This window comes from Ruegeria sp. (assembly GCF_040830605.1).
GTDB lineage: Bacteria > Pseudomonadota > Alphaproteobacteria > Rhodobacterales > Rhodobacteraceae > Ruegeria.
In genome coordinates this window covers 1-13,526 of sequence record NZ_JBFOMD010000003.1, presented here as the reverse complement: position 1 = coordinate 13,526, position 13,526 = coordinate 1, and the positions used below count along the sequence as shown (strand labels likewise).

General features: G+C 59.3%; 14 protein-coding genes and 1 tRNA gene. 9 read left to right on the top strand and 6 right to left on the bottom strand.

Annotated features, from left to right (window positions below; all coding sequences use genetic code 11):
* The first annotated feature begins 234 nt into the window (after nucleotides 1-234).
* The 4 genes from leuC to AB3N21_RS04130 all read left to right on the top strand — a co-directional run bounded on the left by leuC (nucleotide 235) and on the right by AB3N21_RS04130 (nucleotide 4,466).
* Nucleotides 235-1,638, top strand: coding sequence for a 3-isopropylmalate dehydratase large subunit (gene leuC, locus AB3N21_RS04145; protein WP_367934015.1), 1,404 nt, complete (start codon nucleotides 235-237; stop codon nucleotides 1,636-1,638).
* 12 nt (nucleotides 1,639-1,650) lie between these two features.
* Nucleotides 1,651-2,256 carry a 3-isopropylmalate dehydratase small subunit gene (gene leuD, locus AB3N21_RS04140; protein ID WP_367934014.1) on the top strand — a complete coding sequence of 202 codons (606 nt, stop codon included), beginning with the start codon at nucleotides 1,651-1,653 and terminating at the stop codon, nucleotides 2,254-2,256.
* A gap of 315 nt (nucleotides 2,257-2,571) precedes the next feature.
* The gene (locus AB3N21_RS04135) at nucleotides 2,572-3,405 is read left to right on the top strand and encodes a hypothetical protein (protein ID WP_171173003.1); all 834 of its coding nucleotides are present in this window, start codon (nucleotides 2,572-2,574) and stop codon (nucleotides 3,403-3,405) included.
* A complete protein-coding gene (locus tag AB3N21_RS04130; RefSeq protein WP_367934013.1) occupies nucleotides 3,402-4,466 on the top strand; it encodes an endonuclease/exonuclease/phosphatase family protein in 1,065 nt (354 codons plus the stop codon). The genes AB3N21_RS04135 and AB3N21_RS04130 overlap by 4 nt, the downstream gene beginning before the upstream one ends.
* Here AB3N21_RS04130 and AB3N21_RS04125 read toward each other — a convergent pair.
* Complete coding sequence (locus tag AB3N21_RS04125) at nucleotides 4,416-5,324, bottom strand: sugar nucleotide-binding protein (protein ID WP_367934012.1); 909 nt, start codon at nucleotides 5,322-5,324, stop codon at nucleotides 4,416-4,418. The two genes, AB3N21_RS04130 and AB3N21_RS04125, sit on opposite strands and share 51 nt — an antisense overlap.
* Nucleotides 5,325-5,414: 90 nt before the next feature.
* Here AB3N21_RS04125 and AB3N21_RS04120 point away from each other — a divergent pair, with 90 nt between their 5' ends.
* Nucleotides 5,415-6,311, top strand: a complete 897-nt coding sequence (locus AB3N21_RS04120) for a LysR family transcriptional regulator (RefSeq protein WP_367934011.1) — start codon at nucleotides 5,415-5,417, stop codon at nucleotides 6,309-6,311.
* Here AB3N21_RS04120 and AB3N21_RS04115 read toward each other — a convergent pair.
* Nucleotides 6,308-6,841, bottom strand: coding sequence for a redoxin domain-containing protein (locus AB3N21_RS04115; RefSeq protein ID WP_367934010.1), 534 nt, complete (start codon nucleotides 6,839-6,841; stop codon nucleotides 6,308-6,310). The two genes, AB3N21_RS04120 and AB3N21_RS04115, sit on opposite strands and share 4 nt — an antisense overlap.
* Nucleotides 6,842-6,932: 91 nt before the next feature.
* On the opposite strand from AB3N21_RS04115, the gene leuB reads away from it, so the two are divergent.
* Nucleotides 6,933-8,036, top strand: coding sequence for a 3-isopropylmalate dehydrogenase (gene leuB / locus AB3N21_RS04110; RefSeq protein ID WP_367934009.1), 1,104 nt, complete (start codon nucleotides 6,933-6,935; stop codon nucleotides 8,034-8,036).
* 222 nt (nucleotides 8,037-8,258) lie between these two features.
* Nucleotides 8,259-8,335 (top strand) — tRNA-Pro (locus AB3N21_RS04105).
* A gap of 236 nt (nucleotides 8,336-8,571) precedes the next feature.
* On the opposite strand, the gene AB3N21_RS04100 is transcribed toward AB3N21_RS04105, so the two are convergent.
* Genes AB3N21_RS04100 through AB3N21_RS04090 form a run of 3 tightly spaced genes read right to left on the bottom strand, consistent with a single transcriptional unit; the run spans nucleotide 8,572 to nucleotide 10,851 of the window.
* Nucleotides 8,572-9,024, bottom strand: a complete 453-nt coding sequence (locus AB3N21_RS04100) for a DUF6527 family protein (RefSeq protein ID WP_367934008.1) — start codon at nucleotides 9,022-9,024, stop codon at nucleotides 8,572-8,574.
* On the bottom strand, nucleotides 9,003-10,199 hold the full coding sequence (locus AB3N21_RS04095; protein WP_367934007.1) for a ThiF family adenylyltransferase: 1,197 nt from the start codon (nucleotides 10,197-10,199) through the stop codon (nucleotides 9,003-9,005). Before AB3N21_RS04095 ends, AB3N21_RS04100 begins: the two co-directional genes overlap by 22 nt.
* Nucleotides 10,174-10,851: a multiubiquitin domain-containing protein gene (locus AB3N21_RS04090; protein WP_367934006.1), complete on the bottom strand. Its 678-nt coding sequence runs from the start codon at nucleotides 10,849-10,851 to the stop codon at nucleotides 10,174-10,176. The genes AB3N21_RS04095 and AB3N21_RS04090 overlap by 26 nt, the downstream gene beginning before the upstream one ends.
* A gap of 169 nt (nucleotides 10,852-11,020) precedes the next feature.
* Between AB3N21_RS04090 and AB3N21_RS04085 the strand changes: the two genes are divergently transcribed.
* Both AB3N21_RS04085 and AB3N21_RS04080 read left to right on the top strand, forming a co-directional pair.
* Entirely contained in the window at nucleotides 11,021-11,410 is a 390-nt protein-coding gene (locus AB3N21_RS04085) for an antitoxin Xre/MbcA/ParS toxin-binding domain-containing protein (protein ID WP_282027640.1), read from the top strand.
* Nucleotides 11,391-12,107: an RES family NAD+ phosphorylase gene (locus tag AB3N21_RS04080; protein ID WP_367934005.1), complete on the top strand. Its 717-nt coding sequence runs from the start codon at nucleotides 11,391-11,393 to the stop codon at nucleotides 12,105-12,107. Before AB3N21_RS04085 ends, AB3N21_RS04080 begins: the two co-directional genes overlap by 20 nt.
* A gap of 23 nt (nucleotides 12,108-12,130) precedes the next feature.
* On the opposite strand, the gene AB3N21_RS04075 is transcribed toward AB3N21_RS04080, so the two are convergent.
* On the bottom strand, nucleotides 12,131-13,526 hold a 1,396-nt coding region (locus AB3N21_RS04075), incomplete at its 5' end, for a S8 family serine peptidase (protein ID WP_367934004.1).

Below are 13,526 nucleotides of genomic sequence, written 5' to 3'. Positions count from 1 at the left end.
TTGGGGCGCGATGTGCAAGGGCCCAGCCCAGCGCCGGGCATATCCAAGCTTGATTGACCCAATGGCGCGATATATCTGATGCGCATGAGATGCCGACCGGCCCCATCACCGATTCTTCAGGACCGCGCACGCCTGCGCGAGCGGTTCTTTGGGGCTGCCCGCACGGTTCTGGCCCGCCTATAAGCGGCACCCAGCCACTCGCCAGCTATTCTCAATACACACGGGAGAGGACCGATGTCCCCCAAAACACTCTATGACAAGATCTGGGACGCGCATGTCGCGCATGAGGCAGAGGACGGCACCTGCCTGCTCTATATTGACCGCCACCTCGTGCATGAGGTGACCAGCCCGCAGGCCTTCGAGGGTCTGCGCATGGCGGGCCGCAACGTGCGCGCGCCGGACAAGACCATCGCCGTGCCGGATCACAACGTGCCCACGACCGAAGACCGCGTGAACGGCATCGACAACGAAGAAAGCCGCATTCAGGTCGAAGCGCTGGACAAGAACGCCAAGGATTTCGGCATTCACTACTATCCCGTGTCGGATATCCGTCAAGGCATCGTGCATATCGTCGGCCCCGAGCAAGGCTGGACCCTGCCCGGCATGACCGTGGTCTGCGGCGACAGCCACACCGCCACCCATGGCGCATTCGGCGCACTGGCGCATGGTATCGGTACGTCCGAGGTCGAACATGTGCTGGCCACGCAGACGCTGATCCAGAAGAAGTCCAAGAACATGAAGGTGGAGATCACCGGCAAATTGCAGCCAGGCGTGACCGCCAAGGATATCACTCTGGCCGTGATCGGTGAAACCGGTACCGCTGGCGGTACCGGCTATGTCATCGAATATTGCGGCGAAGCGATCCGCGATCTGTCGATGGAAGGCCGCATGACCGTCTGCAACATGGCGATCGAGGGTGGCGCCCGCGCCGGTCTGATCGCGCCGGACGAGACCACGTTCGAATATGTCAAGGGCCGCCCGCACGCCCCGAAAGGCGCCCAGTGGGAAGCCGCTCTGGACTGGTGGAAGACCCTCTACACCGACGAGGGCGCCCATTTCGACAAGGTCGTGACCATCCGTGGCGAAGACATTCAGCCGGTCGTCACCTGGGGCACCTCGCCCGAGGACGTGCTGCCGATCACCGCAACAGTGCCACACCCCGAGGATTTCGAGGGCGGCAAGGTCGAGGCCGCCAAGCGCGCCATCGACTATATGGGCCTCACCCCGGGCCAAAAGCTGACCGATATCGAGATCGACACCGTCTTCATCGGGTCCTGCACCAACGGCCGGATCGAAGACCTGCGCGCCGTCGCGGATGTGGTGAAGGGCAAGAAGGTCAAGGATGGCATGCGCGCCATGATCGTGCCGGGCTCGGGCCTGGTGCGGGCGCAGGCCGAGGAAGAGGGTCTGGCCGATATCTTCAAGGAGGCCGGTTTCGAATGGCGCCTTGCGGGTTGTTCCATGTGTCTGGCGATGAACCCCGACCAACTGGCCCCCGAAGAGCGCTGCGCCGCGACCTCGAACCGGAACTTCGAAGGGCGACAGGGCTATAAGGGCCGCACCCATCTGGTCAGCCCCGCCATGGCCGCCGCTGCCGCGCTGACCGGCAAACTGACCGACGTTCGCGAGTTGAAGTAAGGAGCCAGCAGAATGGACAAGTTTGAAAAACTCACCGGCATCGCCGCGCCTATGCCGCTCGTGAACATCGACACCGACATGATCATTCCCAAGGTGTTCCTGAAGACCATCAAACGCTCGGGCCTGGGTGTGAACCTGTTCGACGAGATGCGGTATGACCGCGAGGGCAATGAACTGCCCGACTTCGTGCTGAACAAGCCTCAGTACCGCAGTACCGAGATATTGGTGGCGGGCGACAATTTCGGCTGCGGCTCGTCGCGCGAGCACGCGCCATGGGCGATTGCGGATTTCGGCATCCGCTGCGTGATCTCGACCAGCTTTGCCGACATCTTCTTCAACAACTGCTTCAAGAACGGCATCCTGCCCATCGTGCTGCCGCAGGAGCAGGTCGACATCCTGATGCAGGACGCCGAGAAAGGCGAGAACGCCCGCATGACCGTGGACCTCGAAGCGCAGGAAATCACCACGTCGGATGGCGAAGTCATCAAGTTCGAAGTGGACGCGTTCAAGAAGCACTGCCTGCTGAACGGTCTGGACGATATCGGGCTGACCATGGAGAATGTCGGCGCCATCGACAGTTTTGAGGCACAGGCCGCACAATCACGCCCCTGGGTTTGATCTGATTCTGAGACAAAAGAGGGCGGGCGGGCTCGTTGTATCGAGTTCGCCCCCTTTCTGTATGGGGTTACCCTTACGTCAACCACAAAATGTAGAAAACTTTTTTCAATACACGTCATATTTGATGCAAACTCGCACCACTGTCGCCATGATTTTGCCTGGAATCATGTGCTAGTTATCCCGTGACTTGAGTGAAATACCGATAGACGGCACAACTAAAGCCCAAAAAGGGGCATCCGCCAGCATAAGGTGGGCACAAGTTGGAAGAAAGGCACGGCAAAGAACCGGCCTGTCCAGTTTGAAAGGGTTCGGAAAGTGATTGCACGCACATCAGGGGCGGCGATTCGTGGATTACTTGTGGCACTTCTGGTGCTCACACCCGCGTTGTATCTGCCCAGTTCAACATCGAATGCAACCGAGATCGTGGTCTTTCTCGCGATACTGGCATTTGTTCTGACTTTCGCGGAATACAACTCAACCTTCCCGAGTTTTATCGAATTCCGGGATGCGCCGCCTCTCAACAGGCTGCGGTTCGTTGGCCTGATGTCGATGGTCACTTTCCTGACGCTGATCTGCAAACACATCTATGCCCCCTCACACGTCACGGCTCTGTTCAACGGGATGGGTCTGCTGGTCGCCAATGTGGTCGATTTCCCCTATTCGCCGGTGCGGCTGGTTGTTCTGATGCTGTCCTCCGATGCCAGCCTGGAGCTGATCAACCTGGTTCGGATGACAGCCGGGGTGGCCTATGTCGCGGCGCTGGTGACCATTGCGAGCTTTGCTTATGCGCTGCGCATCAAAGGCTGGCCAACCGCTAACGGTGCCTTCAACGTATGGGTCAACCTGCCGCTCTTCGATCCCACAACCGGCGGCGATGTGGTGGCACGCCTGCAACGTGACGGGCGTATCAACATCACACTTGGGGTGCTGCTGCCCTTCCTCATTCCCGCGCTGATCAAACTGGCGTCCGACTTTGTCACCCCGATCTCGCTCAACAATCCGCAGACGCTGATCTGGACCATGTGTGCATGGGCCTTTCTGCCGGCCAGCCTGATCATGCGGGGCATGGCGATGATGCGGATCGCGACCCTGATCGAGGCCAAGCGCCGCCGCGCCTACTCCACGACCGAGACCGCACAAACGGCATGATCCGCGCCCTGCCGTTTCTGCTGCTGCCGTGTCTGGCGCAGGCGGAGACACTGCGGATCGCCACATTCAACACCGAACTCAGCCGCGATGGACCCGGCCTGCTGTTGCGCGATATTCAACGCGATCAGCAACAGGTGCAGGATGTGGTCGCCGTCATAACCGCCACCGCGCCTGACGTGCTTGCCCTGCAGGGCATAGACTGGGACCTTGACGGTCAAGCGCTCAAAGCGCTGGCCGAACGTCTGGATCAGGCGGGCCTGTCCTATCCCCACAGCTTTCACAGCCGACCCAACAGCGGCATGGAGACCGATCTGGATCTCGACGGCGACGGCCGCCGCTTTGGTCCCGGTGACGCGCAGGGCTGGGGAGAGTTCTCGGGTCAGAACGGGATTGCCATCCTGTCCCGCTTCCCGATTGCTCAGAACGAAGTGCAGGATTTCTCGACTTTGCTTTGGCGGGACCTTCCCGATGCGGATCTGCCGTCGAAAGATAGCCAACCCTTCCCCTCCCCCGTCGCGCAGGACCATCAGCGATTGTCGTCCACCGCCCATTGGGTGATCCCGATTGACACGCCTGAAGGGCGGGTGACTGTGATGACCTTCCACGCCACCCCGCCGGTTTTTGATGGCCCCGAGGATCGGAACGGGCTGCGCAACAGGGACGAGATCCGGTTCTGGCAGGCCTATCTAGATGGTCAGTTGGGGCTAGCCCCCGCCGATCGTTTTGTCATCGCCGGAGATGCCAATCTGGACCCTTACGACAGCGCCGGGCTGATTACAGGCATTCAAAACCTGCTGGCCGACCCCAGAGTGCAAGACCCTGCCCCGGCCAGCGCAGGGGCAGCGCAGGCCGGGACGCAGGGGCATCAGGGGCCGGATAGTCTCGATACGGTCGAGTGGGAGGGCGCAGGGCGGCTGCGGGTCGACTATGTGCTGCCCTCTGCCGATTGGCAGGTCACCGGGTCGGGTGTCTACTGGCCAGCCCCCAACAAGGACGGCCATGCGGCGGCTTTAGGTGCCAGCCGCCACCGCCTTGTGTGGGTCGATCTCATGGCGCCGTAGCGCAGCGGGAATTGCGTTGCGCATCACATCATCCAGATCGGTGTCGCGGAACCCGGGCAACAATGTCTTAGAATACTGTCCATCCAGCGCATGGGGAGTGTCCCACAGATAGCGCATTTCGAGCAAGTGCGGCGCCAGCCGCCACAAGGGCCGCGCGAGCTGGATTGGCCACCACCCCATCTGCCTGACCTCGATGCGCTGACCGGTCACGCGCGACAGAGCATCGGCAATCTCGCGCCCTGTCAGCGTGTGGCCCGGGAAGGGTACGTCAGTGAAACGGGGCAGATTGCCCCGCATCTCGGCCAGAGCCACCGCTGCACGGGCCAAATCGGGCAGATAGGCCCAGGCATGCGGAATGTCGGGATCGCCGGGATAAGTCAGCCGCCCGCGCGCGAGATGTTTGATCATGATCTGGTCGAACCAGTTTCCCGAGGCTTCGGTGTCGATGAAATCCCCGGCCCGCAAAATGACGGTCCGCACGCCCGAGGCGCGATACGCCTCCTCCATCGCGATCCGGATACGCCCCAGCGGGTTGGCGGCCTGATGCGGCGTGCTCTCGGACCAAGGCGGCGGCATCTCGGCGCCGAAGACATAGACATTGCCCGGCACGATCACCGTCGAACCACTCAGCCGCGCAGCCTCGAGTACCTGCGCGTGCAGCTTCGGCACCTGATCCGCCCAATCCGGATAGGCCGGGTTCCAGGCGTTCACGATCACATCCGCGCCTTGCGCGGCGGATATCAGCGCATCCAATTTGCGGTCAAAGCGGCGGACGGTCCAACCGGCTGCCTCAAAGGCCTGCGCGGCGTTGCGGCCAAATCTGCCGGTCGCACCGAGAACGAGAACGGTCTGAGACATGTGGTCCTCCCTTGCGGTACAGGCCCACTTTAGCCATTCACATTTCCCTATGATATTGCCTCCATTCGCATATCATGTATTCATCGGTGAATGGACAAAGGGCTTACTTCTGCTGACTGGTCACTGGTCCAGAGCTTTCTGGCCGTGGCCGAAACCGGCTCACTCTCTGCAGCCGCCCGCAAACTCGGGCGCAGTCAGCCCACACTCAGCCGTCAGGTTCACTCACTGGAGCACTCACTGGGCGTAAGCCTGTTCGACCGCCACGCGCGCGGTCTGAAGCTAAGCGAAACCGGCCTTCAGCTCATGCCGATGGCCGAGCGGATGCGCGAGGGGATGCACGGGATCTCGCTGATCGCCGCCGGGCAGTCCACGCGGCTTGAAGGCACTGTGCGGATCACCGCCTCGGTCTTTGCCTCGCACCACATTCTACCGCCGATCCTGGCCGATATCCGCCGCGAGGAGCCTGACATCCAGCTGGAACTGGTGCCAACGGACACCAGCGAGAACCTGCTGTTCCGTGAGGCGGATATCGCGATGCGTATGTATCCGCCCCGGCAGATGGACATCATCGCACGCCATATCATGGACCTCGAACTGGCGGCCTTTGCTGCCAAATCCTATCTCGACCGGGTGGGCCGCCCCACCACGGTCGAGGACATGATGGACCATGATCTGGTCGGCTATGACGCCAACGAGATGATCATTGCAAAGATGCGCGAACTGGGCTGGCCCGCGACACGCGAGCTGTTTGCGGTCCGCTGCGACAATCATTGCACCTACTGGGAACTGGTGCGCGCCGGCTGCGGCATCGGCTTCTGCCAGCGCTCGATCGGGCGTGCCGATCCGAGCGTTGAAGAGATCCCCATCGAACTACGCGTGCCGCCGCTACAGGTGTGGCTGGCGGCACCGCAGGCCATGCGGCAGACCCCGCGCATTCGCCGCGTCTGGGATCTGATGGCCGAGGGCTTGCTGTCAAGCGAAGGTTAGGCGGCAATCGGGCCAGTATAGGTGCCGCGCGGCGGATACTTGTTGTCGAGCGCGTATTTGATGCCGCCCTTGATATCCGCAATGGACGGGCGCGCGAACGGCGTGCTTTGCGTCCAGCCGAAATAAAGCGTGCGGTCCGGTGCGATGAAGAAATGCCCAGGCTCGGCAAAGAACGGCGCCTCAGCCGTGCCTTCACGCCCTTCAGACAAGTAGAGCCCCCATTTGTCGCGCGCCTCCGCCAGAGGCAAATCGTGACCCACGCGCAGCCGGGATGTTCCCGCCTTTTCGACCGTCTGCCCTGCCCGCTCGCCTGTGTCGGTGCTGATCATGATCACTTCGATACCCAGTTCGGCGAAGTCATCCAGCGCTTCCTCAACCTCGCCCATCTGCCGGATGCAGATCGGACAATGCAGGCCACGATAGTTGATCACCAATGTCCCGTTTTCCCCGTGATCGCGGTCCAGATCGAAAGTTCCGTGCCCCAAAGTCTCGATTTTCAATTCAGGGACGGATTTTCCCGGTATCAGCATGTATTTTCCTCGTGTTTTGGCCGGATCGTCTCATTGACCCGTTGCGGCGCAGACGCTAGGGCCTTTGCGACGAAACGCAAGGAGACCGTTCATGTCCAACCCCTCGCTCCTCATCCTGCCCGGAGACGGAATCGGCCCGGAAGTCATGGCCGAAGTGCGCAAAATCATCGATTGGTTCGGCGCCAATCGCGGTCTTCAATTTGACGTGAGCGAGGATCTGGTCGGCGGTGCCGCCTATGACGCGCACGGCGTGCCGCTGGCGGATGAGACCATGGCCAAGGCACAAGAAGCCGACGCGGTCCTGCTGGGCGCCGTGGGCGGCCCGAAATACGACGATCTGGATTTCAGCGTGAAACCTGAGCGCGGGTTGCTGCGCCTGCGCAAAGAGATGGACCTCTATTCCAACCTGCGCCCGGCCCAATGCTTCGACGCGCTGGCCGATTTCTCGTCGTTGAAAAAAGACGTGGTCGCGGGTCTGGACATCATGATCGTGCGCGAGCTGACCTCGGGCGTCTATTTCGGCGAGCCGCGCGGCATCTTCGAAGAAGGCAACGAGCGTGTGGGCATCAACACCCAGCGCTACACCGAGTCTGAAATCGAACGCGCTGCGCGTTCCGCCTTTGAACTGGCGATGCGCCGGAACAAGAAGCTGTGCTCGATGGAAAAGGCCAACGTGATGGAATCGGGCATCCTGTGGCGCGAGGTGGTAACCCGTGTTGCCGCCGACTACCCCGAGGTCGAACTGTCCCACATGTATGCCGACAACGGCGCCATGCAGCTGGTGCGCGCGCCAAAACAGTTCGACGTGATCCTGACCGACAACCTGTTCGGTGACATCCTGTCCGATTGCGCCGCCATGCTGACCGGCTCCCTGGGCATGCTGCCATCCGCATCGCTGGGCGCACCGATGGCCAACGGCCGACCCAAGGCGCTCTATGAACCGGTCCACGGCTCGGCCCCCGACATTGCGGGTCAGGGCAAGGCAAACCCGATCGCGTGCATCCTCAGCTTCGCCATGGCGCTGCGTTATTCCTTCGACCAGGGCGCCGAGGCCGACCGTCTGGAAGCCGCCGTCGAGCAAGTGCTGGCCGACGGCATCCGCACCGGCGACCTGCTGGGCGAAGAGGGCGCAACACCAGTCTCAACCTCCGAGATGGGCGACACCATCGTGGCCGCACTCCACGCGAGTCTCTGACCAGCAGCACCCGCGGCACCCAACCCGCCGCGGGTGTTTTTTCGCCCGGACAACACGTCTGGTGTGGCGCTTCCTACACTATTGAGAACCCCGCCGATGCAACCTTAGGCACGCCGATATTTCATTGATTTGCGAGCGGCGGATTGCCGTCATGCACCGTCAGAATTGAGCAGAATCACTCTTGCAAATGCGCAGGGACGGGTATAGTTCACCCCGCACGGTCGGAGTGTAGCTCAGCCTGGTAGAGCACTGTCTTCGGGAGGCAGGGGTCGGAGGTTCGAATCCTCTCACTCCGACCAGATCAACTGCTTGATGTGTTGAGTTGCAGGGACTTTGTCCCAGGAACCACTAAAGTGTCCTTTATCTGCACACACTTTGTCCAACTAATCAAAAACAAAAGATCGCTTTTCGGGCCCTATTTCAGAGACTTTTGAGCTTTTCATCTAGCGTCGGGCGGGAAGCCGTCATTCGCTGCGGTTGCATAGATTTGGCCGATGACACCTTGAAGCGGACATTTCCATAAATGCGCTTAGCGCTAGGAGCGAATCCAAGCCAAAATTCGGACTAGAATGCCATTATCGCGTTTTGTGGTTTGATGCTCTTGTGAGCTTTCCAGAGCCTCATGAGATTTGGATTGTTCTTCCTCGCCATAGTACCGTTTCTTTGATGCTCTATCCTGCCGTCTTCCCTTCGCGACCTGTTCCTCGCTCCAATCGCCAGCCCACCGGACTTTGCCATGCTTGATCACGTAGTGAGATCGACACGGAAGGCTCCAGTTGCCAATCGACGGGTGCAACGAGACGTTCACCCCGTCATAAGTCAGTTTCCAATCGGTCGGCGAGAGCGGGGCCGCAATCTCGGATTGGCAGCCACAGCAACAGAGATGTGCCGTCGATGCAAAATCAATGGAGACATAGAGCTTCCCCGGCTCCAGGACCTCCGGCAGGTGCTCTACGAAACTGGGCTCTAGGCGACGGATTGGATGCATGGCAATGCCTCGTTGAGGAGATGGTTGCCATCTACATTGAAGATCGTAGATGTCTCGCCCTCGAGATCACAGTAGAAGCCGCGCAGCTTCTTCCATTTGAGAATGGCCAGCATTGCGCCCAGGGCGTTCAGTTCCAGCACTTGGATATTGCGGTCGTAGAGGTTGGCATCGCCGAGGCCGCCAAGTGGAATGCGCTGCAGGCTGGACGCGCGGTTGCCGGCATGGCTTGTCGTGATCCGAACAGAGCCAATGAGACCGCCGTCAACAAGGTCCAGACCGAGGCCCACATCGATGAACGTGGTGCCAAACGCGGTCAGGGCGTCAATGATGGCCTTTTTGTCAGGGCTGGCGTCCATGCACAGGAAGACGAAATCCATTGGGCGCAGGAGGTCCACGTTGTCTTTCGTCACGCGCACCGCATTGGGATAAATCCCTTTGTGCATTTTCCCGTACATGTCGGCGTAGTAGTGGACCTTCTTTGGCAAGGCTTGCAGGTCCTCGACGGAAGCCGCGCCAGGTGACCGAAACACATTGTGCTGCAGATAGGTATCATCGTCGAAGGTGTGGATCCGCTGGATCGGGCATTTCACCAAACCATCATGGACATAGGAACCAGTGCCCCCTAGACCAACGATGGCAACATCTTCCGTTTCCAACTTTTTGGACAAGGATGTGATGCCGGCGCGGCTTGAGGCGGTATCGACATAGCGGAAGGGGCTGTCTCGATCACTTGATGCAATGACGCGGAATGTGCGCGCTGTGACATCGCTGTCGATGGCTTGGGCCTGGCTCTCCAGGATGTCGGCATAGGTCTTCATCTTTGCGTAATAGTCGTCGAAGTAACCACAGGACGGTTTGCTGGAGAAGGAGAACTGGGCCACAAGCCCCTCGGCGATCCTGTTTGGGCTTTCGGAATTGATGATCTTTTGCAGCGGACGTCCAAAGCGGTCGCATGGACGCGCCCCGGCAAACATCATCACATGGGTAGAGGGCCGCGTTGTGCGGTTTCCGGCCAGTGTGAGCTCGGAAATCAGCTTACCACGACGCACCTCCCGATCCTCGGTGACATACGGCACCCCATGCATGATGAGGTGCCCATGTTTTTGTTCGATCTCGTAGCCTTCAGAGATCAAGCGGTTGAGATCGGGATTAGGATTTGTCGGTTGAGGTGACATTGAACACCATGCCTTTCTTGATGCGCACGCGATCCCCTTCAACAAGCGATCCTTCGGGGCGGTTGCGTGGTCCGTTTCGATACGTGACAGTGAAGCAGATGTTCTCCCCCGTCGGTGGGTTGGCAAAGGCGAGTGCGATCAGCTTCTCGAAGGTCAGTCGGCGCACTTTGATGGTCTTCTGCCGCGCATTGACGATGATGCAGATCTCAAGCTCTTCGGCCTGTCGCGAAAGAACGCGCTCGACGCCTTTCCGTTTGAGATTGACCGTGTCGTCCGGTTCGAGAACTCGGTCGCCTTGCGAGTCCAGGATGAGCTCATGATCGTCTGGGATCTGACCGTATTCACGGAGCTCAGGCTCTGAGATCTCTGGGGCGCCCCAGGCGAACCCGCGTTCGTTCAGGGTCAAGCTGAAGACACGGTCACTCTTGAAGCTTCGGAAGACAGCGTCGCCAAGTGTGGTGAGATCGAGTTCTCGGTCCAGTCCGATGGATTGCGCGCCCCCATCGTCGATGAGGATCAACACGTAGGACGATGCCGGATTCAGTCCGGCAGCGGATCGGATTTGGCGTCCGGTCACTTTGGGGTCGTCAACGGAAATTTTACGCGCATCGACATCGAGTTCGAATGACGCTTCACAGATAAGATCGGCCATGGGGATCTCCCTTTTTCAGCCATGCCAGAGACGGTCTGGCGCCGTTTGGACTCTTGAAGCGTCATTCGACTTGGACTAATATGGCTTCTGAGTCCCGATACGGACAAGTCTACATCGAGACTCAATATGCCCGCAAGTCCAAACTTGGATTTTTAGGAGGATGACATGCATGACATATGAAAGCCCTGCGGCCGAAGCGGTCGTGGGAGAGGTTTCGATTCCCGCCGCCATGGAGGCATTTTCGAATTTGGCTGACCTTTGGGAGCTCACAACAGATGATCAGATCAGGCTTTTGGGGTCTCCGGGGAGATCGACGTTCTTCAAATGGAAAAAGTCCGGCGGCAACCTACCGCAGGACACGGTGGAGCGGATTTCGCACCTGATCAGCATCTACAAGGCGCTGCAGATCCTTATCCCGGACGATGCCCAAGCTGATGCCTGGATCCGACGCCCCAACAAGTACTTCAAAGACCGAACAGCGCTGGACGTCATGCTCGATGGACAGTTCTACAGCATCTATCAGGTAAGGCAGTATCTCGATGCCCAACGCGGTGGCTAACGCCCCAATACTGCAGAAAACCCTAAACACGTTTCTGCTCATTCCCTCGCGGTTTCCGCCGATCCGGCTCTATGAGCGGATCGCGGGAGATTTTCATGATGCCGTCACTGACTTAGAGGCTCTGACAAATCCCCGTTTGAGGCAGAAAGAGCAGATTATCGATGCCTCCGGCCTCGATGATAAAAGCCCCAGTCTTCAGAACTGGAACCATGCTCCCTTTGCGTATTTCAATCCGGAAGGGAGCTGGTTTTTTCCTCCGCAGACACCGTGCCTAGAGGTCTCCGCGGACATTCAAACCGCGCTCGCCGTGTCCGTCGCAAAGAGGACGCGTTTTTTGTCGCAAACGGATCAAGACAAGCTCAATCTGGATATGCGCGTTCTCTCGAGGCGTGTATCGGGTCGCTTCTTGGACGCGCGTGGGCCCGCGATGTCGGTGGACCAGGTCAAACGTTGGGCGCTCGGAGAGGAGATCTTGGCGCACGATGTCGACGGGGTGATTTTCAGCTCTCCAGAACGCCCAATAGGCGACCGCTATGCGGTGTTGAACGGAGACTGTCTTGAACGTGCCATTCAAGGCGACCACTACCGCTATGTTTGGGACGGCAAAGAGATCAAAGAGCTTTATTCCTTCGCCAAGGGCGACGTGATTGATCCAAAGGATCTTCAAAGTGAGGATCTCATTCTACCGGCCGCATAAACGAAAGCGCTAAGGGCTGCCCTCTAGCCGACCGGGTTTTGAACCCCAATCCGCAGCCGCGCTTGCAATTCTTCATGAACATCAAGGTTGGCTTCACTTTCAACCTCGAGGGTGACAGCGAGGGCAAAGCGGATGTCGTCATCCGGACTGAGACTGTTCTTTCCCGCGCCTTCCCGACACTGAACTCGGATGGGGAGCACTTTGTTGCCATTGAAATTCGGCACGGTTGCGCCGTTGTGGACCATCCTGTGGGACCAGACAGTGCCCCGTTTGATGATATTCTTGTTGAGCTGGCCAACTTTCAAATCGAGCGCCCATCCGTCATCGGCAATCAACCCGCCAGAGAGGTCGTGACCATGGGCGACAGCCTCAAGAAGCGCGAGGCGATAGCGGGCGCGGGTCGCGAGCACTGGGGAGAACCACGCGATGGTGACCAACATGGATCGGCCGATACGTTCTCCCGCGAGCGACGGCGGCATAGGGACATTGAAAATGGCGGCTTTGTCTCTGCGCAGCGTTCCAGTGCCGATGAGTGTGGCGCCATAGTCCGGGGATTCCCGCATCAGAGCGTCGTTGAGCGTTCCATGCCCGTAATATCGGCAAACTTCTTCTCGCGCTTGGTTGTGATTGCCCTCGAGGCGGACCATTTCCCGTTCGTATCTCGCCAATGCAGCCTCCGGCCACCGAGCCGCGTTGACACTTAGGGCCTTTGAGATCAGCGCTTGATCTCGCGTTGTTACATCAAGCCCATCAAATGGACCGTCAGGTGCGGTGAGGGCGGCGGCTGCGAAGAGCGAGGCGCGCGACGCCATCGCATTGGCACAACTTGTTCCGCGCGTGCGATAGGTCGATGGATTGCCGCGTTGAACAGTTGCGACGTTGAGCCCGGTCCTTTGCGTTTGCGTTACAACAGTCAGTCGAATGTCTTTCGCTGCTGGCGTTGCCCTGACCTCATGCGCTCCAGACACAGCCAGGAAATCAGGCTTGATTGATCGAAACGCGCCGAGGCCAATCGCTGAGGACAGCGCTGGTGTGAGATCGCCATCTTCATGAACCGGGATGACACCAGCTTGGAGCGGTGCGCGAGGCGCAGTTTCATCCAAGGATGCGGCACCAACTGTCACAATGTTCATCGCTTCGGCCGGTGCCATCAATGTGCGCTTGTGTCTCGAATCCCGTTGGGCAGCTTCGATGTGGTCGCGTCGATCTTCAGGTGATGCGTCCTCGAAGGCGGATACTGTCATATCGGAGATCGTAAGCGCGTCCGGGACATTGCCCGCGGAGACATGAAACAAGATGCCCTGCTGATCCGCCCACCAATCGAGAAGTCTGGCCAGCGAGCTGATCCGACCAGCAAAATGGGACCCTTTGATGCCAACGGAGAAATTGACCAAATATGCCTCTGGTGCCAGCGGGGTT

Bases quoted from the DNA above. Each gene is read 5' to 3' on its own strand.
- leuC (WP_367934015.1), top strand. From the start codon at position 235: ATGTCCCCCAAAACACTCTATGACAAGATCTGGGACGCGCATGTCGCG.
- leuD (WP_367934014.1), top strand. From the start codon at position 1,651: ATGGACAAGTTTGAAAAACTCACCGGCATCGCCGCGCCTATGCCGCTC.
- AB3N21_RS04130 (WP_367934013.1), top strand. From the start codon at position 3,402: ATGATCCGCGCCCTGCCGTTTCTGCTGCTGCCGTGTCTGGCGCAGGCG.
- AB3N21_RS04125 (WP_367934012.1), bottom strand. From the start codon at position 5,324: ATGTCTCAGACCGTTCTCGTTCTCGGTGCGACCGGCAGATTTGGCCGC.
- AB3N21_RS04120 (WP_367934011.1), top strand. From the start codon at position 5,415: ATGGACAAAGGGCTTACTTCTGCTGACTGGTCACTGGTCCAGAGCTTT.
- AB3N21_RS04115 (WP_367934010.1), bottom strand. From the start codon at position 6,841: ATGCTGATACCGGGAAAATCCGTCCCTGAATTGAAAATCGAGACTTTG.
- leuB (WP_367934009.1), top strand. From the start codon at position 6,933: ATGTCCAACCCCTCGCTCCTCATCCTGCCCGGAGACGGAATCGGCCCG.
- AB3N21_RS04100 (WP_367934008.1), bottom strand. From the start codon at position 9,024: ATGCATCCAATCCGTCGCCTAGAGCCCAGTTTCGTAGAGCACCTGCCG.
- AB3N21_RS04095 (WP_367934007.1), bottom strand. From the start codon at position 10,199: ATGTCACCTCAACCGACAAATCCTAATCCCGATCTCAACCGCTTGATC.
- AB3N21_RS04090 (WP_367934006.1), bottom strand. From the start codon at position 10,851: ATGGCCGATCTTATCTGTGAAGCGTCATTCGAACTCGATGTCGATGCG.
- AB3N21_RS04085 (WP_282027640.1), top strand. From the start codon at position 11,021: ATGACATATGAAAGCCCTGCGGCCGAAGCGGTCGTGGGAGAGGTTTCG.
- AB3N21_RS04080 (WP_367934005.1), top strand. From the start codon at position 11,391: ATGCCCAACGCGGTGGCTAACGCCCCAATACTGCAGAAAACCCTAAAC.